Origin of the sequence: Paenirhodobacter populi, assembly GCF_004022215.1 — a bacterium.
In the GTDB taxonomy this organism is placed as follows: domain Bacteria; phylum Pseudomonadota; class Alphaproteobacteria; order Rhodobacterales; family Rhodobacteraceae; genus Rhodobacter; species Rhodobacter populi.
On sequence record NZ_SAUZ01000022.1, the window covers coordinates 43,764 to 59,436 of the forward strand.

Below are 15,673 nucleotides of genomic sequence, written 5' to 3' on the forward strand. Positions count from 1 at the left end.
AAACCCGGCACTGACGAACGGGTGCCGGCGAAGATCCCCTAATATGGCAATGCAGAATATGGCGGAGCCCCACTTGTGGGGGCCCCGGACTTCGATGCCGCGTCAGTCCGAGCCGAACAGGTCGCGGGTGAAGACCTTGTCCTTCACATCGGCCAGATCCCCGGTCATCCGGTTCGACAGGATCACGTCGCTTTCCGCCTTGAAGGCCGCCAGATCGCGCTCGACCCGACTGTTGTAGAAGTCGTCTTCCTGCAAGGCAGGCTCATAGACGATGACCTCGATACCCTTCGCCTTGATCCGCTTCATGATCCCCTGGATCGAGCTGTGGCGGAAGTTGTCCGAGCCCGCCTTCATCACCAGCCGGTAGACGCCGACGACCTTCGGGCGCCGCGCGATGATCTGCTCGGCGATGAAATCCTTGCGGGTGCGGTTCGCCTCGACCACGGCGCGGATCAGGTTCTGCGGCACGTTGTCGTAATTCGCCAGCAGCTGCTTGGTGTCCTTGGGCAGGCAGTAGCCGCCATAGCCGAAGGAGGGGTTGTTGTAATGCGTCCCGATGCGGGGATCGTAGCCCACGCCCTCGATGATCGCGCGGCTGTCGAGCCCGCTTGCCAGCGCATAGCTGTCGAGTTCGTTGAAATAGGCGACCCGCAGCGCAAGATAGGTATTGGCGAAAAGCTTGATCGCCTCGGCCTCGGCCGAACCGCAGAAGATGACGGGGATGTCTTCCTTGATCGCGCCGCCCTTCAGCAGATCGGCGAAGATCCGGGCGCGTTCCGATTTTTCGCCCACCACGATCCGCGAAGGATGCAGGTTGTCGTAGAGCGCCTTGCCCTCGCGCAGGAACTCGGGGCTGAAGATCACGTTGGAACAGCCCATTTCGGCGTTGATTTCAGCGGTATAGCCCACGGGAATCGTCGATTTGATCACGATCGTCGCCGAGGGCTGGATCCGGTTCACGTCGCGGATGACCGCCTCGACCGAGCGGGTGTCGAACTGGTTCGAGACCGGATCGTAATTCGTCGGCGTCGAGACGATGACGTAATCCGCGCCGCTATAGGCTTCCTCGGGCGAGGTGGTGGCGTGCAGGTTCAGATCGTGATGCGCCAGATAGTCCTCGACCTCGCGGTCGACGATCGGACTCTTGCGCGCGTTCACCAGGGCGACCCGCTCGGCCGAAAGGTCGAGGGCCACCACCTGGTTGTGCTGCGCGAGCAGGATCGCATTCGAAAGCCCAACATAGCCGATCCCGGCAACAGCGATTTTCATTCCGTCATCCTGATATTGCCTGCGCAAAGATGGGGTTGCGCCGGGTCATAGAAGCACAAAAAGAAACTGCCGCCCAGTGGGGGCGGCAGCTGATTTTCAGGGTTGCGCGAGGCTCAGGCCTTCTTCGCGCGACGCTTCGCGATGCCCAGACCGGCCAGAGCCGAGACGAGCAGGATGCCCGCGGCCGGAACCGGAACAGCCGGGACGTCCGGAACTTCGGTCGCAGTGAACATGTGGTTGACCAGAACCGGAGCCGTGCCGCCGGCCGCGTAGGTGTACTCGATGGTGAAGTCGCTCGAGGTGGTGAAGCCCAAAGCCGACAGGGTCGCGGTCGTGCCAGCGCCCGGAATCCACTCGCCGTACGTTTCGACCACACCGCCGTTGGCCACGGTGATGGTGATCAGCGAGATGTTGGAATAGGCGCCGTTCGCCGTGAAGGAGATATCGCTGATATTCCAGGTGGTGCCTTCAGCCACGTCATAGGTGTAGCTGGCGGTGGTGCTGGTGGCCAGCGTCGTGTAGGCGTAGTTGAAGCCTTCGTTGAGGTTCACGGTGGCGGCCTCAGCGGCGAGCGGGAGGGCCAGCGCCACGGTGGCTGCAGAAAGAACTGCTTTCATGTTCATGATAATCTAGCCTTTGGGAGCGGTTAGAGGGTTATACGTTCACACGCGATTTAACGCGCTCTTTACTATGTAGCACACGCATAGGAGGAGTTCAGCGTTAGTTTTCTCAACCGCAGCATTTTTTCTTAAAAGAGATCAATCTGTCGCAGTAGGGGTGCCGTTTTCTTGATCATCCGTGAGATTCCACCCACTCCGGACCCGTCCGGGGGCGAATCCCCTCTCTTTTGCACAGCCCTCCGCACCGCGGCAAGGCCAGACGACCCGCCTCCGGAAATGCAAACTGCCGCCCCGGTGGGGGGCGGCAGTCGAGTCGATCCGTTCTGGATTGTGCCGTCGAAGAACGGAAGAGCGTTCAGGCCTTCTTGTTGCGGCGCGCAGCGATGCCCAGACCGGCCAGAGCCGAGAGCAGCAGGACGCCTGCAGCCGGAACCGGAACCACGCTCGCGTTGAACGAATAGGTGCCGAGGGCGAACTGCGGCGGAGTGCCGTTCCCGAGGTAGTCAACAAAGATCGAGAACGAGTCGGAAACCGTGAAATCCGGAATCGACAGGGTGTTCGTGGTGCCGACGCCGATGTTTTCCCAAGCGTAGCTGATGCCGTCCACATAGACGGTCAGGAAGGCCGCGCCAGCAGCAGAGGCGAAATCGAAGTCGGTGATTTTCCAGGTCTTGCCTGCGGCAAACCAGGTTTCGGTGTAATCCGCGTTGTAATAGTAGAAGCCGTTTCCGCCTTCATTGATGGTCGCTGCGCCAGCAACGGCAGGAAGCAGCGCCACGGCAGTCGCCGCGAGATATGTTTTAATGCTCATTACCCAATCCTCACAATCCACGGGGGGAGGTCACATATACTGTTACTGCCTTGAAAATACCGGCTTAATCTTGACAAGCAAGCATCCAAAAGGCCTGCGTAACATGCCGATCACATGATCGGTAAAGATCTTTTAACAGATTACCAAATCGTTATCAATGGAGCAGTGAAAGCTTCGTTAGCACATTCGTGAGGCTTCACGGAAAGAAATCCCTCCCGCGGGGGCCCCCTTCCGGTCCCGGATTTCCGGGGCCGGGGAGAATCGATTCTGCGATGCGGTTCCGCCGCGCGGATCAGCCCTTGGCGCCCTGTCCGCGGGAATAGACGTCCTCGTAGCGGATGATGTCGTCCTCGCCCAGATAGGTGCCGGTCTGCACTTCGATCAGCACCATCGGCACCTTGCCCGGGTTTTCCATCCGGTGCACCGCGCCGAGCGGAATGTAGACGGACTGGTTTTCCGTCACCAGCTTCACCTCGTCGTCGATGGTGACGCGGGCCGTGCCCTCGACCACGATCCAGTGCTCGGAACGGTGGAAGTGGCTTTGCAGGCTCAGCGCGGCGCCCGGATGGACATGGATGCGCTTGACCTGGAAACGGTCGCCGATGACCAGGCTCTCGAACCAGCCCCAGGGGCGGTGATCCATCGGGAACTGCGTCGCCTGCGCGGCCTGCTTGGCCTTCAGCGCCTCGACCGCCTTCTTGACGTCCTGCGCGCGCGACATGTCGGCGATCAGGACGGCGTCGTTCATCGCCACGGCGATGATGTTGTCGAGCCCGATCCCCACGACCTCGAGATTCGCGCTGTCCGACCGCAGCAGCGTGTCGGTGCAGTCGATCGCCGTCGCCGCGCCCGACAGGCCGACGCCGTTGTCGTCCTGCGTGCCTTCGCGCCAGACGGCATCCCAGCCGCCCAGATCCGACCAGCCCGCCGCGAAGGGCACGACCGACAGGTTCGGGGCCTTTTCCATCACCGCATAGTCGATGGAGATGTCTTTCGCCTGCTCCCACGGGCCGGGGGCGAGTCGCAGGAAGCCCAGATCGGCCTGTGCTTCGTCCACCGCGGCCTTGACCGGGGCGCAGAGGTCCGGGGCATGGGCCTCGAAGGCCGCGACGATATCCTGCGCGCGGAACAGGAAGATGCCCGCGTTCCACAGGTAGCTGCCGTCGGCCAGCATCTCGGCCGCGCGGGCCGCGTCGGGTTTTTCCACGAACCGGGCCAGCTTCACCGGCGCGCCGGAGCCGTCGGGCTGCGCGGTCAGCTCCAGATAGCCATAGCCGGTTTCCGCCCGGTCGGGCTGGATCCCGAAAGTGACGAGATTGCCGGCGGCGACCGCGGCCAGCCCCTGGGTCACCGCGGCATGGAAGGCCGCCGCATCCGGGATCACGTGATCCGAGGGCGCGACCAGCATCACCGCCCCGGGGTCGGTCTTCAGCAGGTGCAGCGCCGCCGCCAGAACCGCGGGGCCGGTGTTGCGGCCCTCGGGCTCGATGATGACCGCGCCGGGGTCGATGCCAACCTCGGCCAGCTGTTCGGTGACGATGAAGCGGAAATCCGAATTGGTCAGCACCACCGGGGGCTGGAACGCCAGCCCGTTTTCACGTCCCGCCATGCGCAGCGCCGAAGCCTGGAACAGCGTCTGTTCGCCCACCAGACGGGTGAACTGCTTGGGATAGGACTTGCGCGAGAGCGGCCAGAGGCGGGTGCCGGACCCACCGGCGAGAATGACGGGAGTGATGGAGGATGTCATGGAACAACTGCTATGGATTGTTTACGGGAAGGACAACAGCAAAGGCGGGCTTTGTCCAGCCTCGACCTTGCTGCGGCGGCGGAAAACGGGTGCCTGTCCGCCGGGGAAGGCATCGGGTCATTGGAAGTACATCTGGTTGAGCCGCCGCATCCCGTAGCCGATCGCCGCCGCGAAAACCACCAGCGGCAGGGCCAGCGCCACAGGTCCCGGAAGCCCGGACAGAAGCAGCAGGTTCTTCAGCGGAATGACCAGTTCGTGCAGCGCGAAGACCGGCAGCGCCAGCCCCCCCAGCAGGATCAGCCCCCGCGCCAGCAGCTGCAGCGGCCCCGGCAGTTCCTGCCAGCGTTCCAGCGCCCGGACGGCGACCGCCAGCAGCAGCGTCGTGAACCCGGCATAGATCAGCGCGCCGAGCAGGCTGAACCACAGGGGATCCTCGCGGTTGATCAGCACCCCGGGGCCCTGGATCTCGATCAGCATCACCAGCCCGCATCCCAGCAGCAGCACCCCGCCCAAGGTGGCCTGCCGGACAAAGCGGCGGATGTCCGTCGCCTGCATCATCCAGCTGCCAAGCGCGACCCCCGCCAGCACCAGCGCCATCATCGGCAGGTAGCTGTATTTCGCCACGATCACCAGGCGCGCCCATTCCAGCGGGTTTTCCCAGTGGTCATGGCCGATCAGCCGCTCGGCCACCAGCCACAGCAGCCACAGCCCCGGGATCCCCACGGCGATCACCGGCAGGATGCGGCCATGCAGCAGGCGCAGCCACAGCGGCATGGTCGCCAGCGCCAGGAAATAGAAGCTGAGCACGTTGAAGAAGGCCTCGCCCCAACTCCGCCCTGTCAGCGGCAGGCCGTTGGCCGTTCTCAGGATCTGATAGATGAAGGCGATCGCCAGCATGGCCAGAAAGACGAACAGCAGCGAGAATTGCAGACGCCGCCGCACCGAAAAGCGGTTCTTCGGATAGCCGTCGAGCATGAAGCACGCGATGCCCAGCCCGAAGACGATCGCGAAGCCCGGCGTTCCCATGCGTGAAATGAAGGCCAGCGGGTCGTAATGCAGGCCCGGGACGGCACGCTCCCAGACCCCCGGCATCCAGTGCGACATCAGCACCGTGATCACCATGAAGCCGCGCGCGACATTGACGCCCCAGCTCTTGACGGTGCGGGAGGGAAGGCCGGCGCCCTCGGCAGCGGGGCTGGTTTCACCCTCCGCCTCCAGCATCCGGGCAATGTCGGCAAGGCTGCGCCCCTCGAGCGTCGCGCGCACAACGGGGCGGGGGAAATGCGATTCCATCGCCAGGCCGATCTGCATCGCGCCAAGGGAATCGCCGCCGACATCGTAAAAGCCGCTTTCCGGGTGCAGATCCGCCGGCCCGAGGACGCTGCGCCAGACTTCGGCGATGCGTTCCTGCGCGGGCGTGAGGCTGCTGTCCGCGGCCGCATCCGGGGTTCCGGACTGCGGCTGCGCGGGGGCCTCGGCGGTCCAGATCGCGCGCAGTTCCTTGCGCCGGATCTTGCCGGTTCCGGTGCGCGGCAGCTCTTCCACCGACAGCATGCGGATCTGCCCTGCGGCATGGATGCCGCGCGCCGCCAGCGCCTGCACCAGCGCCGCCTGCAACAGCCCCGCATGCGGCGCCGCCACCGTGTCATGCGCCAGCAGGATCGTTTCGCCGCGCAGCGGATCCTGCACGGAGCTGATGGCGAAATGCCCCGGCTCCAGCGTCACCAGCGCCGCCACCTCGGTTTCCATCGCCTCGGCCGAAAGCTTGATGCCCGACAGGTTGATCTGGTCGTCCAGCCGGCCGAGATAATAGAGCCAGCCGTCCCGCAATTCGCCCCGGTCGCGGGTGTGCAGCCAGCCGTCCGCATCGGCCAGCGGCACAAGCTCGCCCGCCGCCGACAGCATCCCCGTCGCCAGATGCGGACCGCGGATGCAGATCGCGCCCTCGTCGCCGATCCGTACCTCGGTCTGGCCCACCGGGCCGCCGACGCTTTCGAGAACGCCCTCATCCGCCTCGCTGATGACGAGGAAGGTCGAGCGCGAGGCCTCGGTCAGGCCGTAGTGCTGCACGATCCGCGCATTCGGGAACATCCGCCGCAGGGCGAGCTTTTCCTCTGCGGACATGTATTGGCTGCCGATCTCGATCCAGCGCACCCGGCTGCCCAGGTCGCCCAGGAATTCCGGCCGCGCCAGCAGGATGCGCCACATGCTGGGCACGGCGGAAATGGCATTGATCTCGCCCGCCGCCAGCATGTCGCGGATCTCGACCGGATCGAACCGTTCGGGCAGGAAGAAGGCGCCCCCCGCCCGCGCCACCACCCGCGCCCGGCCGAGGCCGAAGGAATAGGTCACCGGCACGCCGATATATTCCCGGATCTCGTCCGTGATCCGCATGACCGACAGCAGCCGGTCCTCGACATCGGCAAGCGCCCTGCGGCTGAGCACGATCGCCTTCGGCTTGCCCTCGGTCCCCGAGGAGAAGACGACCTGCGCGGCCTCGTCCTGTCCGCCCGCCGCGGGCGGCGCAAGGGCGGGCCGCATCCAGCCATGTCCCGCGCCCACCTCGATCTGGCGCTCCACCTGCAACGAGGGGTAATCCGCCGGATCCGTTCCCGGCCGGCAGATCGCGAAGGGGACCCCGTCCGCATACAACCTGAATATCTCTTCGAGGAATTCGAGCGAATTCCGCGCGTCCAGAACGGTGATCTTGAGGGAGTAAGCCATTCAGATATTCCGATTTTCCAAGGAAGGCCGCCGCAGGGAGGCTGGGGCCGGCGGCCCGTCGGGAGAGGCCCCGGAAGGCCATGAAACATGCGGCGCCTTGCCGGGCGGTCCCGGCGCGCGGCGGGGAGGATACCGTCTCCCCGCCGCCGTGGTCATTGCGGCTTTTCCCGCAGCAGGCCGGCCAGATAGCGGCCGTAATCGGTCTTGCCGAAGGTCTTGGCGTGTTTGGCCATCAGCTCGTCGTCGATCCAGCCCTGCGCCCAGGCGATTTCCTCGGGGCAGCCCGACTGCACGCCCTGCCGCAGCGTCAGCGTGCGCACGAAATTCCCGGCGTCGAGCAGGCTTGCATGCGTGCCGGTGTCGAGCCAGGCATAGCCGCGCCCCATCTGCTCGACGTTGAGGGTGCCGTCCTGCAGGTAGCTTTCGAGAAGGGTGACGATTTCCAGCTCGCCGCGCGGCGAGGGCTTCACCGCCTTCGCGCGGGCGGGGGCCTCGCCGTCGAGGAAATAGAGCCCGGTGACGGCGTAGTTCGAGGGCGGCACCTCGGGCTTTTCGATGATCTCGCGCACGGTGCCGTCGCGGTCGAAGGCGACGACGCCGTAGCGTTCGGGATCGGCGACGCGGTAGCCGAAGACGGTGCCGCCGGTTTCCTTGGCATCCGCCGCCTTCAGCATCTTGGGCAGGTCATGCCCGAAGAAGATGTTGTCGCCCAGAACCATCGCCGAAGGCGCACCGGCGAGGAAATCCTCGGCCAGCAGATAGGCCTGCGCAAGCCCGTCGGGCGTGGGCTGGACGATCCAGGTCAGGTCCATCCCCCACTGGCTGCCATCGCCCAGAAGCCGCTGGAACTGCGCCTGATCGGCGGGGGTGGTGATGATCGCCACCTCGCGGATGCCGGTCAGCATCAGCACGCTGAGCGGGTAGTAGATCATCGGCTTGTCGTAGATCGGCATCAGCTGTTTCGAGACCGCCATGGTCAGCGGATAAAGCCGCGTGCCCGAACCGCCCGCCAGAATGATGCCCTTGCGTTTCGTCATGCCTTGGCTCCCAGTTGCGTCAGGACATCGGCGAGTTCCGCCCGCCAGTCGGGCCGCTCGATGCCGAATACCTTGCGCGTCGTCGTGCAGTCGAGCCGCGAATTCGCCGGCCGTTTCGCCGGCGTCGGATAGGCCGAGGTCGGGATGTCCTCGACCACCGTATCCCGGCCGGCCTGGGCGAAGATCTCGCGGGCGAAATCGGCCCAGCTCGCATCCGGCGCGCCGGAGAAATGATAGGTGCCGCCCTTGGACGGATCGGCGGCAAGCTGCCGGGCGATGGCCAGACAGGCTTCGGCGATGGCGCGGGCGGGGGTCGGCCCGCCGATCTGGTCGGCCACCACGGTCAGCCTGTCGCGTGTCTCCGAGAGCCGCAGCATCGTCTTGACGAAATTCGCCCCATGCGCCGAAAACACCCACGACGTGCGCAGGATCGCATGGATGCCGCCCGCGTCGAGGACGCCCTGTTCCCCCGCAAGCTTGGACCGCCCGTAGGCGCCAAGCGGCGCCACCGGATGATCGGGCGCGAAAGGCGCGCTGCCGGTGCCGTCGAAGACGTAATCGGTCGAGATCTGCACGAAAGGCACGCCCAGTTCCGCCGCCGCCCGCGCCATGGCGGCGGGGGCCGCGCCGTTCACCACGGTCGCGGCCTCTTCCTCGGCCTCGGCCTTGTCCACCGCCGTCCATGCGGCGGCGTTGATGACGGCATCGGGGTGGATTTCACGGATCACCGCGGCGCAGGCCCCGGGATCGGTCAGATCGGCGCGATCGCGGCCAAGGAAGATCGCCCCCGGCTCCTGCGCGCGCAGTTCGGTGGCGACCTGACCGGTGGAGCCGAAAACGAGGATCGTCATGCCTTCGTCCCCAGCCGTTGGCCGACGCCCGCGCGGTCTTGCAGCGCGCGCCACCAGGGCTCGTTGTCGAGATACCATTGCACGGTCTTTTCCAGCCCCTCCTCGACCGTCACGGAGGGCTTCCAGCCGAGTTCGGCGCGGATCCGCGAGGGATCGATCGCATAGCGCGCGTCATGGCCGGGGCGGTCGGTGACGAAGGTGATCTGGTCGGCGTAGCTGCCCTGCGCCTTCGGGCGCTTGGCGTCGAGGATGCCGCACAGCGTCTTCACCAGTTCGAGGTTGGTGCGCTCGTTCTCGCCGCCGATGTTGTAGCTGCGCCCGACCTCGCCCTTCTGCACCACCAGAAGCAGCGCATCGGCGTGATCCTCGACGTAAAGCCAGTCGCGGATATTGGCGCCGTTGCCGTAGATGGGCAGCGGCTTGCCCGCGAGCGCGTTGAGGATGACGACCGGGATCAGCTTTTCCGGGAAGTGGAACGGCCCGTAGTTGTTCGAGCAGTTGGTCAGCACGACGGGCAGGCCATAGGTTTCATGCCAGGCGCGGACCAGGTGATCCGAGGATGCCTTCGACGCCGAATAGGGGCTGCGCGGATCGTAGGGCGTGTCCTCGGTGAATTTCACACTCGGATCGTCGGGCAGCGAACCGAAGACCTCGTCGGTCGAGATATGGTGAAAACGGAAAGCCTCCGGCTTGCCCCGCGCCGTCCAGTAGCGCCGCGCGGCCTCCAGCATGTTGAAGGTGCCGGTGATGTTGGTCTGGATGAAGTCGCCCGGCCCGTCGATCGAGCGGTCGACATGGGATTCCGCAGCCAGATGCATCACCGCATCGGGCCGGTGCTTGTCGAACACCGCGTCGAGCGCCGCGCGGTCGCGGATGTCGGCCTTTTCGAAGGCGTAATCCGGGCTGTCGGCCACCGAAGCGACGTTGTCGAGGCAGGCGGCATAGGTCAGCGCATCGAGATTGACCACCGAATGTCCCCGCGCGATCGCCAGACGGACGACGGCGGACCCGATGAAGCCGGCGCCGCCGGTGACGAGAAGTTTCATGGATCAGGCCTCGTAGGTGAAGGGGCTGTCGAAATCGGCGAAGGCCTGTGCTTTCGCATCCTTGTCGGAAATGACCGGGTCGATGTCATCCACCGGCCATGCGATCCCGCAGCTGTCCCATCTCACCGCGCCGTCGCATTCGGGCGCGTAATGATCGGTGCATTTGTAGACAAGCTCGCTGTCGGGTTCGAGCGTCATGAACCCGTGCAGGAAGCCCGCCGGGATCCAGAGCTGCCGGCCGTTGTCGAAGCTCAGTTCCTCGCCCACCCATTGCCCGTAGGTCGGGCTGCCCTTGCGCGCATCGACGGCGACGTCAAAGACCCGGCCGCGGCCGCAGCGCACCAGCTTGCCCTGCGCATGGGGGGGCGACTGGAAATGCAGGCCCCGCACGGTGCCCACCTCGCGCGACAGCGAATGGTTGTCCTGCACGAATTCCGGCAGGAACAGGCCTTCGGATTCGAGCTTCCGCTTGTTCCAGCTTTCCGAGAAGAAGCCGCGATGATCGCCGAAACGGGGCGGGGTGATGATGACAACGCCGGGGAGAGCGGTGCTTTCGATCATGGTATCTGTAATCCAATCTGCCGTGTCCGGTCCCGCACCTTCTGGATGCGTCGCTCCGGCCCGGGCAAGGTGATCAATTTCCATGCGAAAGGCAACCGCAGCCGGTGATTTATTCCGGTTTGTGGACGGGATTTTCCCTGCCGCCCATACGGCGGGCAAAGTCTCCCCGGCTTGTCAGAAACCGCCATCGGGGCTATGGCCCGACCGGACCCATCGGAGCGACCAGACATGTCCCGTTGCCTTCTGTTGACCGGTGTCGCCGGTTTCATCGGCTTCCATCTCGCGCGCCGCCTGCTGAACGACGGGTGGCGGGTCATCGGCCTCGACAGTCTGAACGATTACTACGATGTGGCGCTCAAGGAACGCCGCCGCGACATATTGGCGCGCGCGCCCGGGTTCCGGTTCATCCACGACAAGGTCGAGACGCCGGGGCTTCTGCGCGACCTGATGGCGGCGGAGCGCCCCGATACGGTGGTGCATATGGCGGCGCAGGCCGGGGTGCGCCATTCGATCGAAAGCCCCCGCGACTATGTCGAGGCGAACCTGATCGGCACCTATGAGCTGCTGGAGGCCGCCCGCGCGACGCCGCCCCGGCACATGCTGCTGGCCTCGACCTCCTCGGTCTATGGCGCGAACACCCGGATGCCCTATCGCGAGACGGACAAGGCCGACACGCAGATGTCCTTCTATGCCGCGACCAAAAAGGCGGTCGAGGCGATGTCGCATTCCTATGCCCATCTTTACGGCCTGCCCACGACGATGTTCCGCTTCTTCACCGTCTACGGTCCCTGGGGGCGGCCGGACATGGCCTTGTTCAAATTCACCCGCAACATCCTGCAGGGCGTGCCGATCGACGTCTACAACAACGGCGACATGCTGCGCGACTTCACCTATGTCGACGATCTGGTCGAGGCGATCGCGCGGCTGATCGGGGTGGCGCCGGTGCGCCCCGCCGGTCCCGAGGGGATCGCGCCCGGCGACAGCCTGTCGCCCGTCGCGCCCTGGCGGGTGGTGAACATCGGCAATGGCGCGCCGGTGCGGCTGATGGATTTCATCCGCGCGGTCGAGGCGGCGACGGGGCGCAGCGCGGTGCTGAACATGCTGCCGATGCAGGCGGGCGACGTGCCCGCGACCTGGGCGGACGGCACGCTGCTGAACCGGCTGACCGGCTATCACCCGCAGACCGGCATTTCCGAGGGGGTCGGGCATTTCGTCACATGGTATCGCGATTACTACGATATCTGATCTGATGCGGGCTCGGGGCGGTGCCTTTCCGGCGGGCGTCCGGCGCATTTCGCGGCAAAATCCGGCGCGGAAGGCGCTGATGGCTTGCAAGCCGCCCCGCCATTGGCCATTCACTGGAAACGCCATTCACTGGAAACAATTGTCGGAAGGCGAAAGTCCCCCATGACCGAAAGCAAGCCCCCCATCGCCTATCTGACCGGGGAATATCCGAAGGTCTCGCATACCTTCATCCAGCGCGAGATCGAGGCCCTGCGCACCGCCGGCTGGCCGGTCCTGCCCTGCACCATCCGCCGCGCCGCCGCGAAGGACGTGGTGGGCGCGGCGCAGAAGGAAGAGGAAAAGCGCACCTTCGCGGTGATCGCGGCGGCGAAGAAGCCCGCGACGCTGTTGGGCGCGCAGATCTGGGCGCTGAAGACGGGGCGGTGGGGGCGCACGCTGAAGCTCGCCTGGAAGACCCGGCCGCCGGGGCTCAAGGCCGGGCTGTGGCAGATGTTCTACTTTCTCGAGGCCGCCGTGCTGGCGCGGCATCTGGCAGCGCAGGGGGTGAGGCACATCCACAATCATTTCGCGGATTCGAGCGGCTCGGTCACCATGCTGACCGCCGAACTGGCGGGCATCCCGTTTTCCATGACGATGCACGGCCCGGCGCTGTTCTACGAACCGCGCTGGTGGCGGCTCGACGAAAAGACCGCACGAGCGGCCTTTGTCAGCTGCATCAGCCATTTCTGCCGCTCGCAGGCGATGTATTTTTCAAAGCCCGACTATTGGGACAAGCTGAAGATCGTGCATTGCGGCGTCGATCCGGCGCGCTACGGCCGGGCCGACATCCCGCGCGGCAAGCGGCTGATCTTCGTCGGGCGGCTGGCCGCGGTGAAGGGGCTGCCGATCCTGGTCGAGGCCTTTGCCCGGCTGCGCGAACGCCACCCGGACGCGCATCTGTCGATCGTCGGCGACGGGCCGGAACGGAAACCGGCCGAGGCGCGGGTCGCGGGGCTCGGCATCGGCGATGCGGTCACCTTCCACGGCTATCAAAGCTCGGACGAGGTGTCGGAGCTGCTCGCGCGGTCGGATGTGATGGTGCTGCCCTCCTTCGCCGAGGGGGTGCCCGTCGTGCTGATGGAGGCGATGGCCTCGGGCCTGCCGGTCGTCGCCTCGCGCGTGGCGGGGGTGCAGGAACTGGTGGATGACGGTGTGTCCGGCTATGCGGTGCCGCCCGGCGATGTCGACAGCCTCGTCGCGCGGCTGGACACGCTGCTGGCCGATCCGGATCTGTGCGCGCGGATGGGGGCTGCCGGGCGCGCGAAGGTCGCGGCCGAATTCGACCAGGCCGCCGAGGCGCGCTGGCTGGAGCGGATCCTTTCGGGGAGCCTCGCCGGCAAATTGCCGGACGGGCTGCGACCATGACGGCGCGGCGGGAACATCTGCGCTGGCCGGATATGGCCAAGGGGCTGGGGATTATCCTCGTGGTCTTCGGCCATTCCTGGCGGGGTCTGGAAATGGCCGGGCTCCTGCCCGACGGAGTGCTGTTCCGGGCGGTGGACGATGCGATCTATGCCTTTCACATGCCGCTCTTCTTCTTCCTGTCGGGGTGGTTCTTTCCCGGATCCCTGGCGCGGCTCGGTCCGGGGGAACATGCGCGGCGGATCTTCTGGCGGCTGTTCTATCCGATGTGTGTCTGGACCTATGTGTTCCTGGCGATGAAACTGCTGGCCGGGGATGGGGCGAACAACGCGGTCGGGCCGGCGGCGTTGCTGACCTGGCCGGTGCCGGGACAGCTGCATCTGTGGTTCCTCTGGGCACTGATCCTGATCCAGGGCGTCGCGGTGCTGCTGCGCCCGATGGCCCTGCGCGGGATCATGCCGTTCTTCGCGATCATGACCGGATTGAGCGCGGCGCTCTGGCTGTCGGCGCTGGTACCCCCCGGATCGGCATGGACGGCGGGGGCGATCCGCTCGGCCCCCTTCTTCTTCCTCGGCGGGCTGTGGCATCTGCTGGGCGATCTGCCCGCCTCGCGCCGGGCGGGGGCGCTGGCGGTCGTGGCCTTCGTTGCGGTCGAAGTGCTGGCGATCCGGCTGGAAGGCGGGGTGGCGGAGCATCTGCTGATCGCCACGGTCGCGGTGGTGGCGGTTCTGGTCATGGTCCGGGTCTGCGAGCCGCACGCGGGGGCGGCCGGACGGCTGCTTGTGCTGCTCGGACAATGCTCGATGACGATTTACCTGATGCACACGATCTTTGCCGCGGCGATCCGCATCCTGCTGGCCAGAGAGCTGGGGATCGAGGCGCTGTTGCCGAATCTGCTGCTGACGGTGGCGGGCGGGCTGTTCCTGCCGCTGATGATCCATCTCGCGCCGGTACCGCCGGTGCTGCGCCGGGTCCTCGGCCTGCCGGAACAGCCGGTCCTGCGGCTGTTCCGACCGGCCGCGCCCGGCGCGATCGCGCACTAGGGCCGGGTTCCGTCAGGCGGCGGTGCGCGCGTGGCTGCGGGCGAAGACGGCGGCCTGACGGGCATCGATCTCGGCGATGGCCTTGTTCTTGCCCTTGAGGAGCGCGTTCCTCTGATAGTCGCGGATGAAGGCGCGCAGTTCGGGATCGGGCAGCTGTGGCTTTTTCTGCAGGGCCGACCGCACATAGCCCCACCAGCTGGCCAGCCCGCCCGTCACATAGGGCGGATGCGCCATGCGGAAGATGCAGCTTGCGGTGAAGAACCAGAAGCTCGACCCCATGAAATACTGGCCGTAGCCGTGCCGCATCCGGCCGGTGTAGACGCTTTTCTGGCTCGACCCCATCGGGCGGAGATGTTCAAAGGACAGCTCCGGGTCGTTGAAGGCCTGCGCCTGCCAGCCGAGCTGACGCGACTTGTGGCAGTCGATCGCGTCCCACATCACCTCGCGCACGAAGCCGCCGATTTCCTTGAAGCATTGCACGCGATAGAATTTCGTCATGCCGACGGACATCTCGTCGCCGCATTTCTCGGACACCTTGCCGCCGTTCCAGGTGAACCAGGGCTTGCCCGAGCACGATCCGAGCCGCGGGTTCGCCTCCATCCGGTCCATCAGGATCTCGAAGTAGCGGGGCGGCATTTCCAGATCGAGGTCGAATTTGCAGATGTAGTCGAAATCGTCCATCGAGATCTGGTCGAGGCCGAAATAGAAGGCCTCGATCACCCCGGGGCCGACGGCGCGGACGCCGCGGTTGGGTTTCGGCACCACCCGGATCCAGTCGTGCCGCGCCGCATATTCGGCAAGGATCTTCGGCGTGTCGTCGGTCGAGCCGTCATCGACCACCAGCCACAGCGCCGGACGTTCGGTCTGGGCCACGACGCTGTCGAGCGTGCGGCGCATGTATTGCGCCTCGTCGCGGCAGGGCGTGATCAGGGCATAGCGGCGCCCGGGGCGCGGGGCGGAAGTGGAAATCGGCTGGGTCATCGAGGGTCCGGATCGCTGGGGAGGGCAGGCCCCCCGGAAAAAGTTCGTGTGCAGTTTCATCCATATGGAAGGTGCTGACAAGCATCTGTTGCCCGCAGGGCGCGCATGGCTGCCGATCAGCGTTCGGTGGGGTCAGGAATTATGAAACGCTTTTTCTTCTAATCACCCGGCCCGTTATTCGAAACGTGCCCATGGCGGACCCGCGGTCCGCTGTTTTCGGGACCGGATGACGGGCCGGTGGCCCGCGCGGCCATCGGCATCATTGAACCCGAAGACCACCGCATCTCCCGAAGGCTCCGGCCCGACGGCGGGGTCTCCGGGCGCGGAGTTCGCATGC

General features: G+C 65.8%; 13 protein-coding genes. 3 read left to right on the forward strand and 10 right to left on the reverse strand.

The features are described 5' to 3' along the window. Positions 1-102: 102 nt before the first annotated feature. From D2T30_RS17420 to rfbC, 9 genes are all read right to left on the reverse strand, one after another. Positions 103-1,269, reverse strand: a complete 1,167-nt coding sequence (locus tag D2T30_RS17420) for a nucleotide sugar dehydrogenase (RefSeq protein ID WP_128209931.1) — start codon at positions 1,267-1,269, stop codon at positions 103-105. 113 nt (positions 1,270-1,382) lie between these two features. Beyond that, positions 1,383-1,892 carry a VPLPA-CTERM sorting domain-containing protein gene (locus D2T30_RS17425; protein WP_128209932.1) on the reverse strand — a complete coding sequence of 170 codons (510 nt, stop codon included), beginning with the start codon at positions 1,890-1,892 and terminating at the stop codon, positions 1,383-1,385. A gap of 352 nt (positions 1,893-2,244) precedes the next feature. Beyond that, positions 2,245-2,700, reverse strand: coding sequence for a VPLPA-CTERM sorting domain-containing protein (locus D2T30_RS17430; RefSeq protein ID WP_128209933.1), 456 nt, complete (start codon positions 2,698-2,700; stop codon positions 2,245-2,247). Positions 2,701-2,992: 292 nt separating this feature from the next. Next, positions 2,993-4,447: a mannose-1-phosphate guanylyltransferase/mannose-6-phosphate isomerase gene (locus D2T30_RS17435; protein WP_128209934.1), complete on the reverse strand. Its 1,455-nt coding sequence runs from the start codon at positions 4,445-4,447 to the stop codon at positions 2,993-2,995. Between the two features lie 117 nt (positions 4,448-4,564). After that, on the reverse strand, positions 4,565-7,171 hold the full coding sequence (locus D2T30_RS17440; protein ID WP_128209935.1) for an AMP-binding protein: 2,607 nt from the start codon (positions 7,169-7,171) through the stop codon (positions 4,565-4,567). Between the two features lie 152 nt (positions 7,172-7,323). Continuing rightward, positions 7,324-8,208 (reverse strand): glucose-1-phosphate thymidylyltransferase RfbA, encoded by an 885-nt coding sequence (gene rfbA, locus D2T30_RS17445; RefSeq protein WP_128209936.1) that lies wholly within the window; start codon positions 8,206-8,208, stop codon positions 7,324-7,326. Then, on the reverse strand, positions 8,205-9,059 hold the full coding sequence (gene rfbD, locus D2T30_RS17450; RefSeq protein ID WP_128209937.1) for a dTDP-4-dehydrorhamnose reductase: 855 nt from the start codon (positions 9,057-9,059) through the stop codon (positions 8,205-8,207). Before rfbD ends, rfbA begins: the two co-directional genes overlap by 4 nt. Further along, positions 9,056-10,105, reverse strand: coding sequence for a dTDP-glucose 4,6-dehydratase (rfbB, locus tag D2T30_RS17455; protein WP_128209938.1), 1,050 nt, complete (start codon positions 10,103-10,105; stop codon positions 9,056-9,058). The genes rfbD and rfbB overlap by 4 nt, the downstream gene beginning before the upstream one ends. A 3-nt stretch (positions 10,106-10,108) precedes the next feature. After that, a complete protein-coding gene (gene rfbC, locus D2T30_RS17460; RefSeq protein ID WP_128209939.1) occupies positions 10,109-10,666 on the reverse strand; it encodes a dTDP-4-dehydrorhamnose 3,5-epimerase in 558 nt (185 codons plus the stop codon). A gap of 228 nt (positions 10,667-10,894) precedes the next feature. Here rfbC and D2T30_RS17465 point away from each other — a divergent pair, with 228 nt between their 5' ends. The 3 genes from D2T30_RS17465 to D2T30_RS17475 all read left to right on the forward strand — a co-directional run bounded on the left by D2T30_RS17465 (position 10,895) and on the right by D2T30_RS17475 (position 14,355). Beyond that, positions 10,895-11,911: an NAD-dependent epimerase/dehydratase family protein gene (locus D2T30_RS17465; protein WP_128209940.1), complete on the forward strand. Its 1,017-nt coding sequence runs from the start codon at positions 10,895-10,897 to the stop codon at positions 11,909-11,911. Positions 11,912-12,073: 162 nt separating this feature from the next. Beyond that, positions 12,074-13,315: a glycosyltransferase gene (locus D2T30_RS17470; RefSeq protein WP_128209941.1), complete on the forward strand. Its 1,242-nt coding sequence runs from the start codon at positions 12,074-12,076 to the stop codon at positions 13,313-13,315. Next, complete coding sequence (locus D2T30_RS17475; RefSeq protein WP_128209942.1) at positions 13,312-14,355, forward strand: acyltransferase family protein; 1,044 nt, start codon at positions 13,312-13,314, stop codon at positions 14,353-14,355. Before D2T30_RS17470 ends, D2T30_RS17475 begins: the two co-directional genes overlap by 4 nt. A gap of 12 nt (positions 14,356-14,367) precedes the next feature. Here D2T30_RS17475 and D2T30_RS17480 read toward each other — a convergent pair whose 3' ends face one another. Next, on the reverse strand, positions 14,368-15,336 hold the full coding sequence (locus tag D2T30_RS17480; RefSeq protein ID WP_128209943.1) for a glycosyltransferase family 2 protein: 969 nt from the start codon (positions 15,334-15,336) through the stop codon (positions 14,368-14,370). Between the last annotated feature and the right edge of the window lie 337 nt (positions 15,337-15,673).

Bases quoted from the DNA above. Each gene is read 5' to 3' on its own strand.
- rfbB (WP_128209938.1), bottom strand. From the start codon at position 10,105: ATGAAACTTCTCGTCACCGGCGGCGCCGGCTTCATCGGGTCCGCCGTC.
- D2T30_RS17480 (WP_128209943.1), bottom strand. From the start codon at position 15,336: ATGACCCAGCCGATTTCCACTTCCGCCCCGCGCCCCGGGCGCCGCTAT.
- rfbA (WP_128209936.1), bottom strand. From the start codon at position 8,208: ATGACGAAACGCAAGGGCATCATTCTGGCGGGCGGTTCGGGCACGCGG.
- D2T30_RS17465 (WP_128209940.1), top strand. From the start codon at position 10,895: ATGTCCCGTTGCCTTCTGTTGACCGGTGTCGCCGGTTTCATCGGCTTC.
- D2T30_RS17440 (WP_128209935.1), bottom strand. From the start codon at position 7,171: ATGGCTTACTCCCTCAAGATCACCGTTCTGGACGCGCGGAATTCGCTC.
- D2T30_RS17425 (WP_128209932.1), bottom strand. From the start codon at position 1,892: ATGAACATGAAAGCAGTTCTTTCTGCAGCCACCGTGGCGCTGGCCCTC.
- D2T30_RS17435 (WP_128209934.1), bottom strand. From the start codon at position 4,447: ATGACATCCTCCATCACTCCCGTCATTCTCGCCGGTGGGTCCGGCACC.
- rfbD (WP_128209937.1), bottom strand. From the start codon at position 9,059: ATGACGATCCTCGTTTTCGGCTCCACCGGTCAGGTCGCCACCGAACTG.
- D2T30_RS17475 (WP_128209942.1), top strand. From the start codon at position 13,312: ATGACGGCGCGGCGGGAACATCTGCGCTGGCCGGATATGGCCAAGGGG.
- rfbC (WP_128209939.1), bottom strand. From the start codon at position 10,666: ATGATCGAAAGCACCGCTCTCCCCGGCGTTGTCATCATCACCCCGCCC.
- D2T30_RS17420 (WP_128209931.1), bottom strand. From the start codon at position 1,269: ATGAAAATCGCTGTTGCCGGGATCGGCTATGTTGGGCTTTCGAATGCG.
- D2T30_RS17470 (WP_128209941.1), top strand. From the start codon at position 12,074: ATGACCGAAAGCAAGCCCCCCATCGCCTATCTGACCGGGGAATATCCG.
- D2T30_RS17430 (WP_128209933.1), bottom strand. From the start codon at position 2,700: ATGAGCATTAAAACATATCTCGCGGCGACTGCCGTGGCGCTGCTTCCT.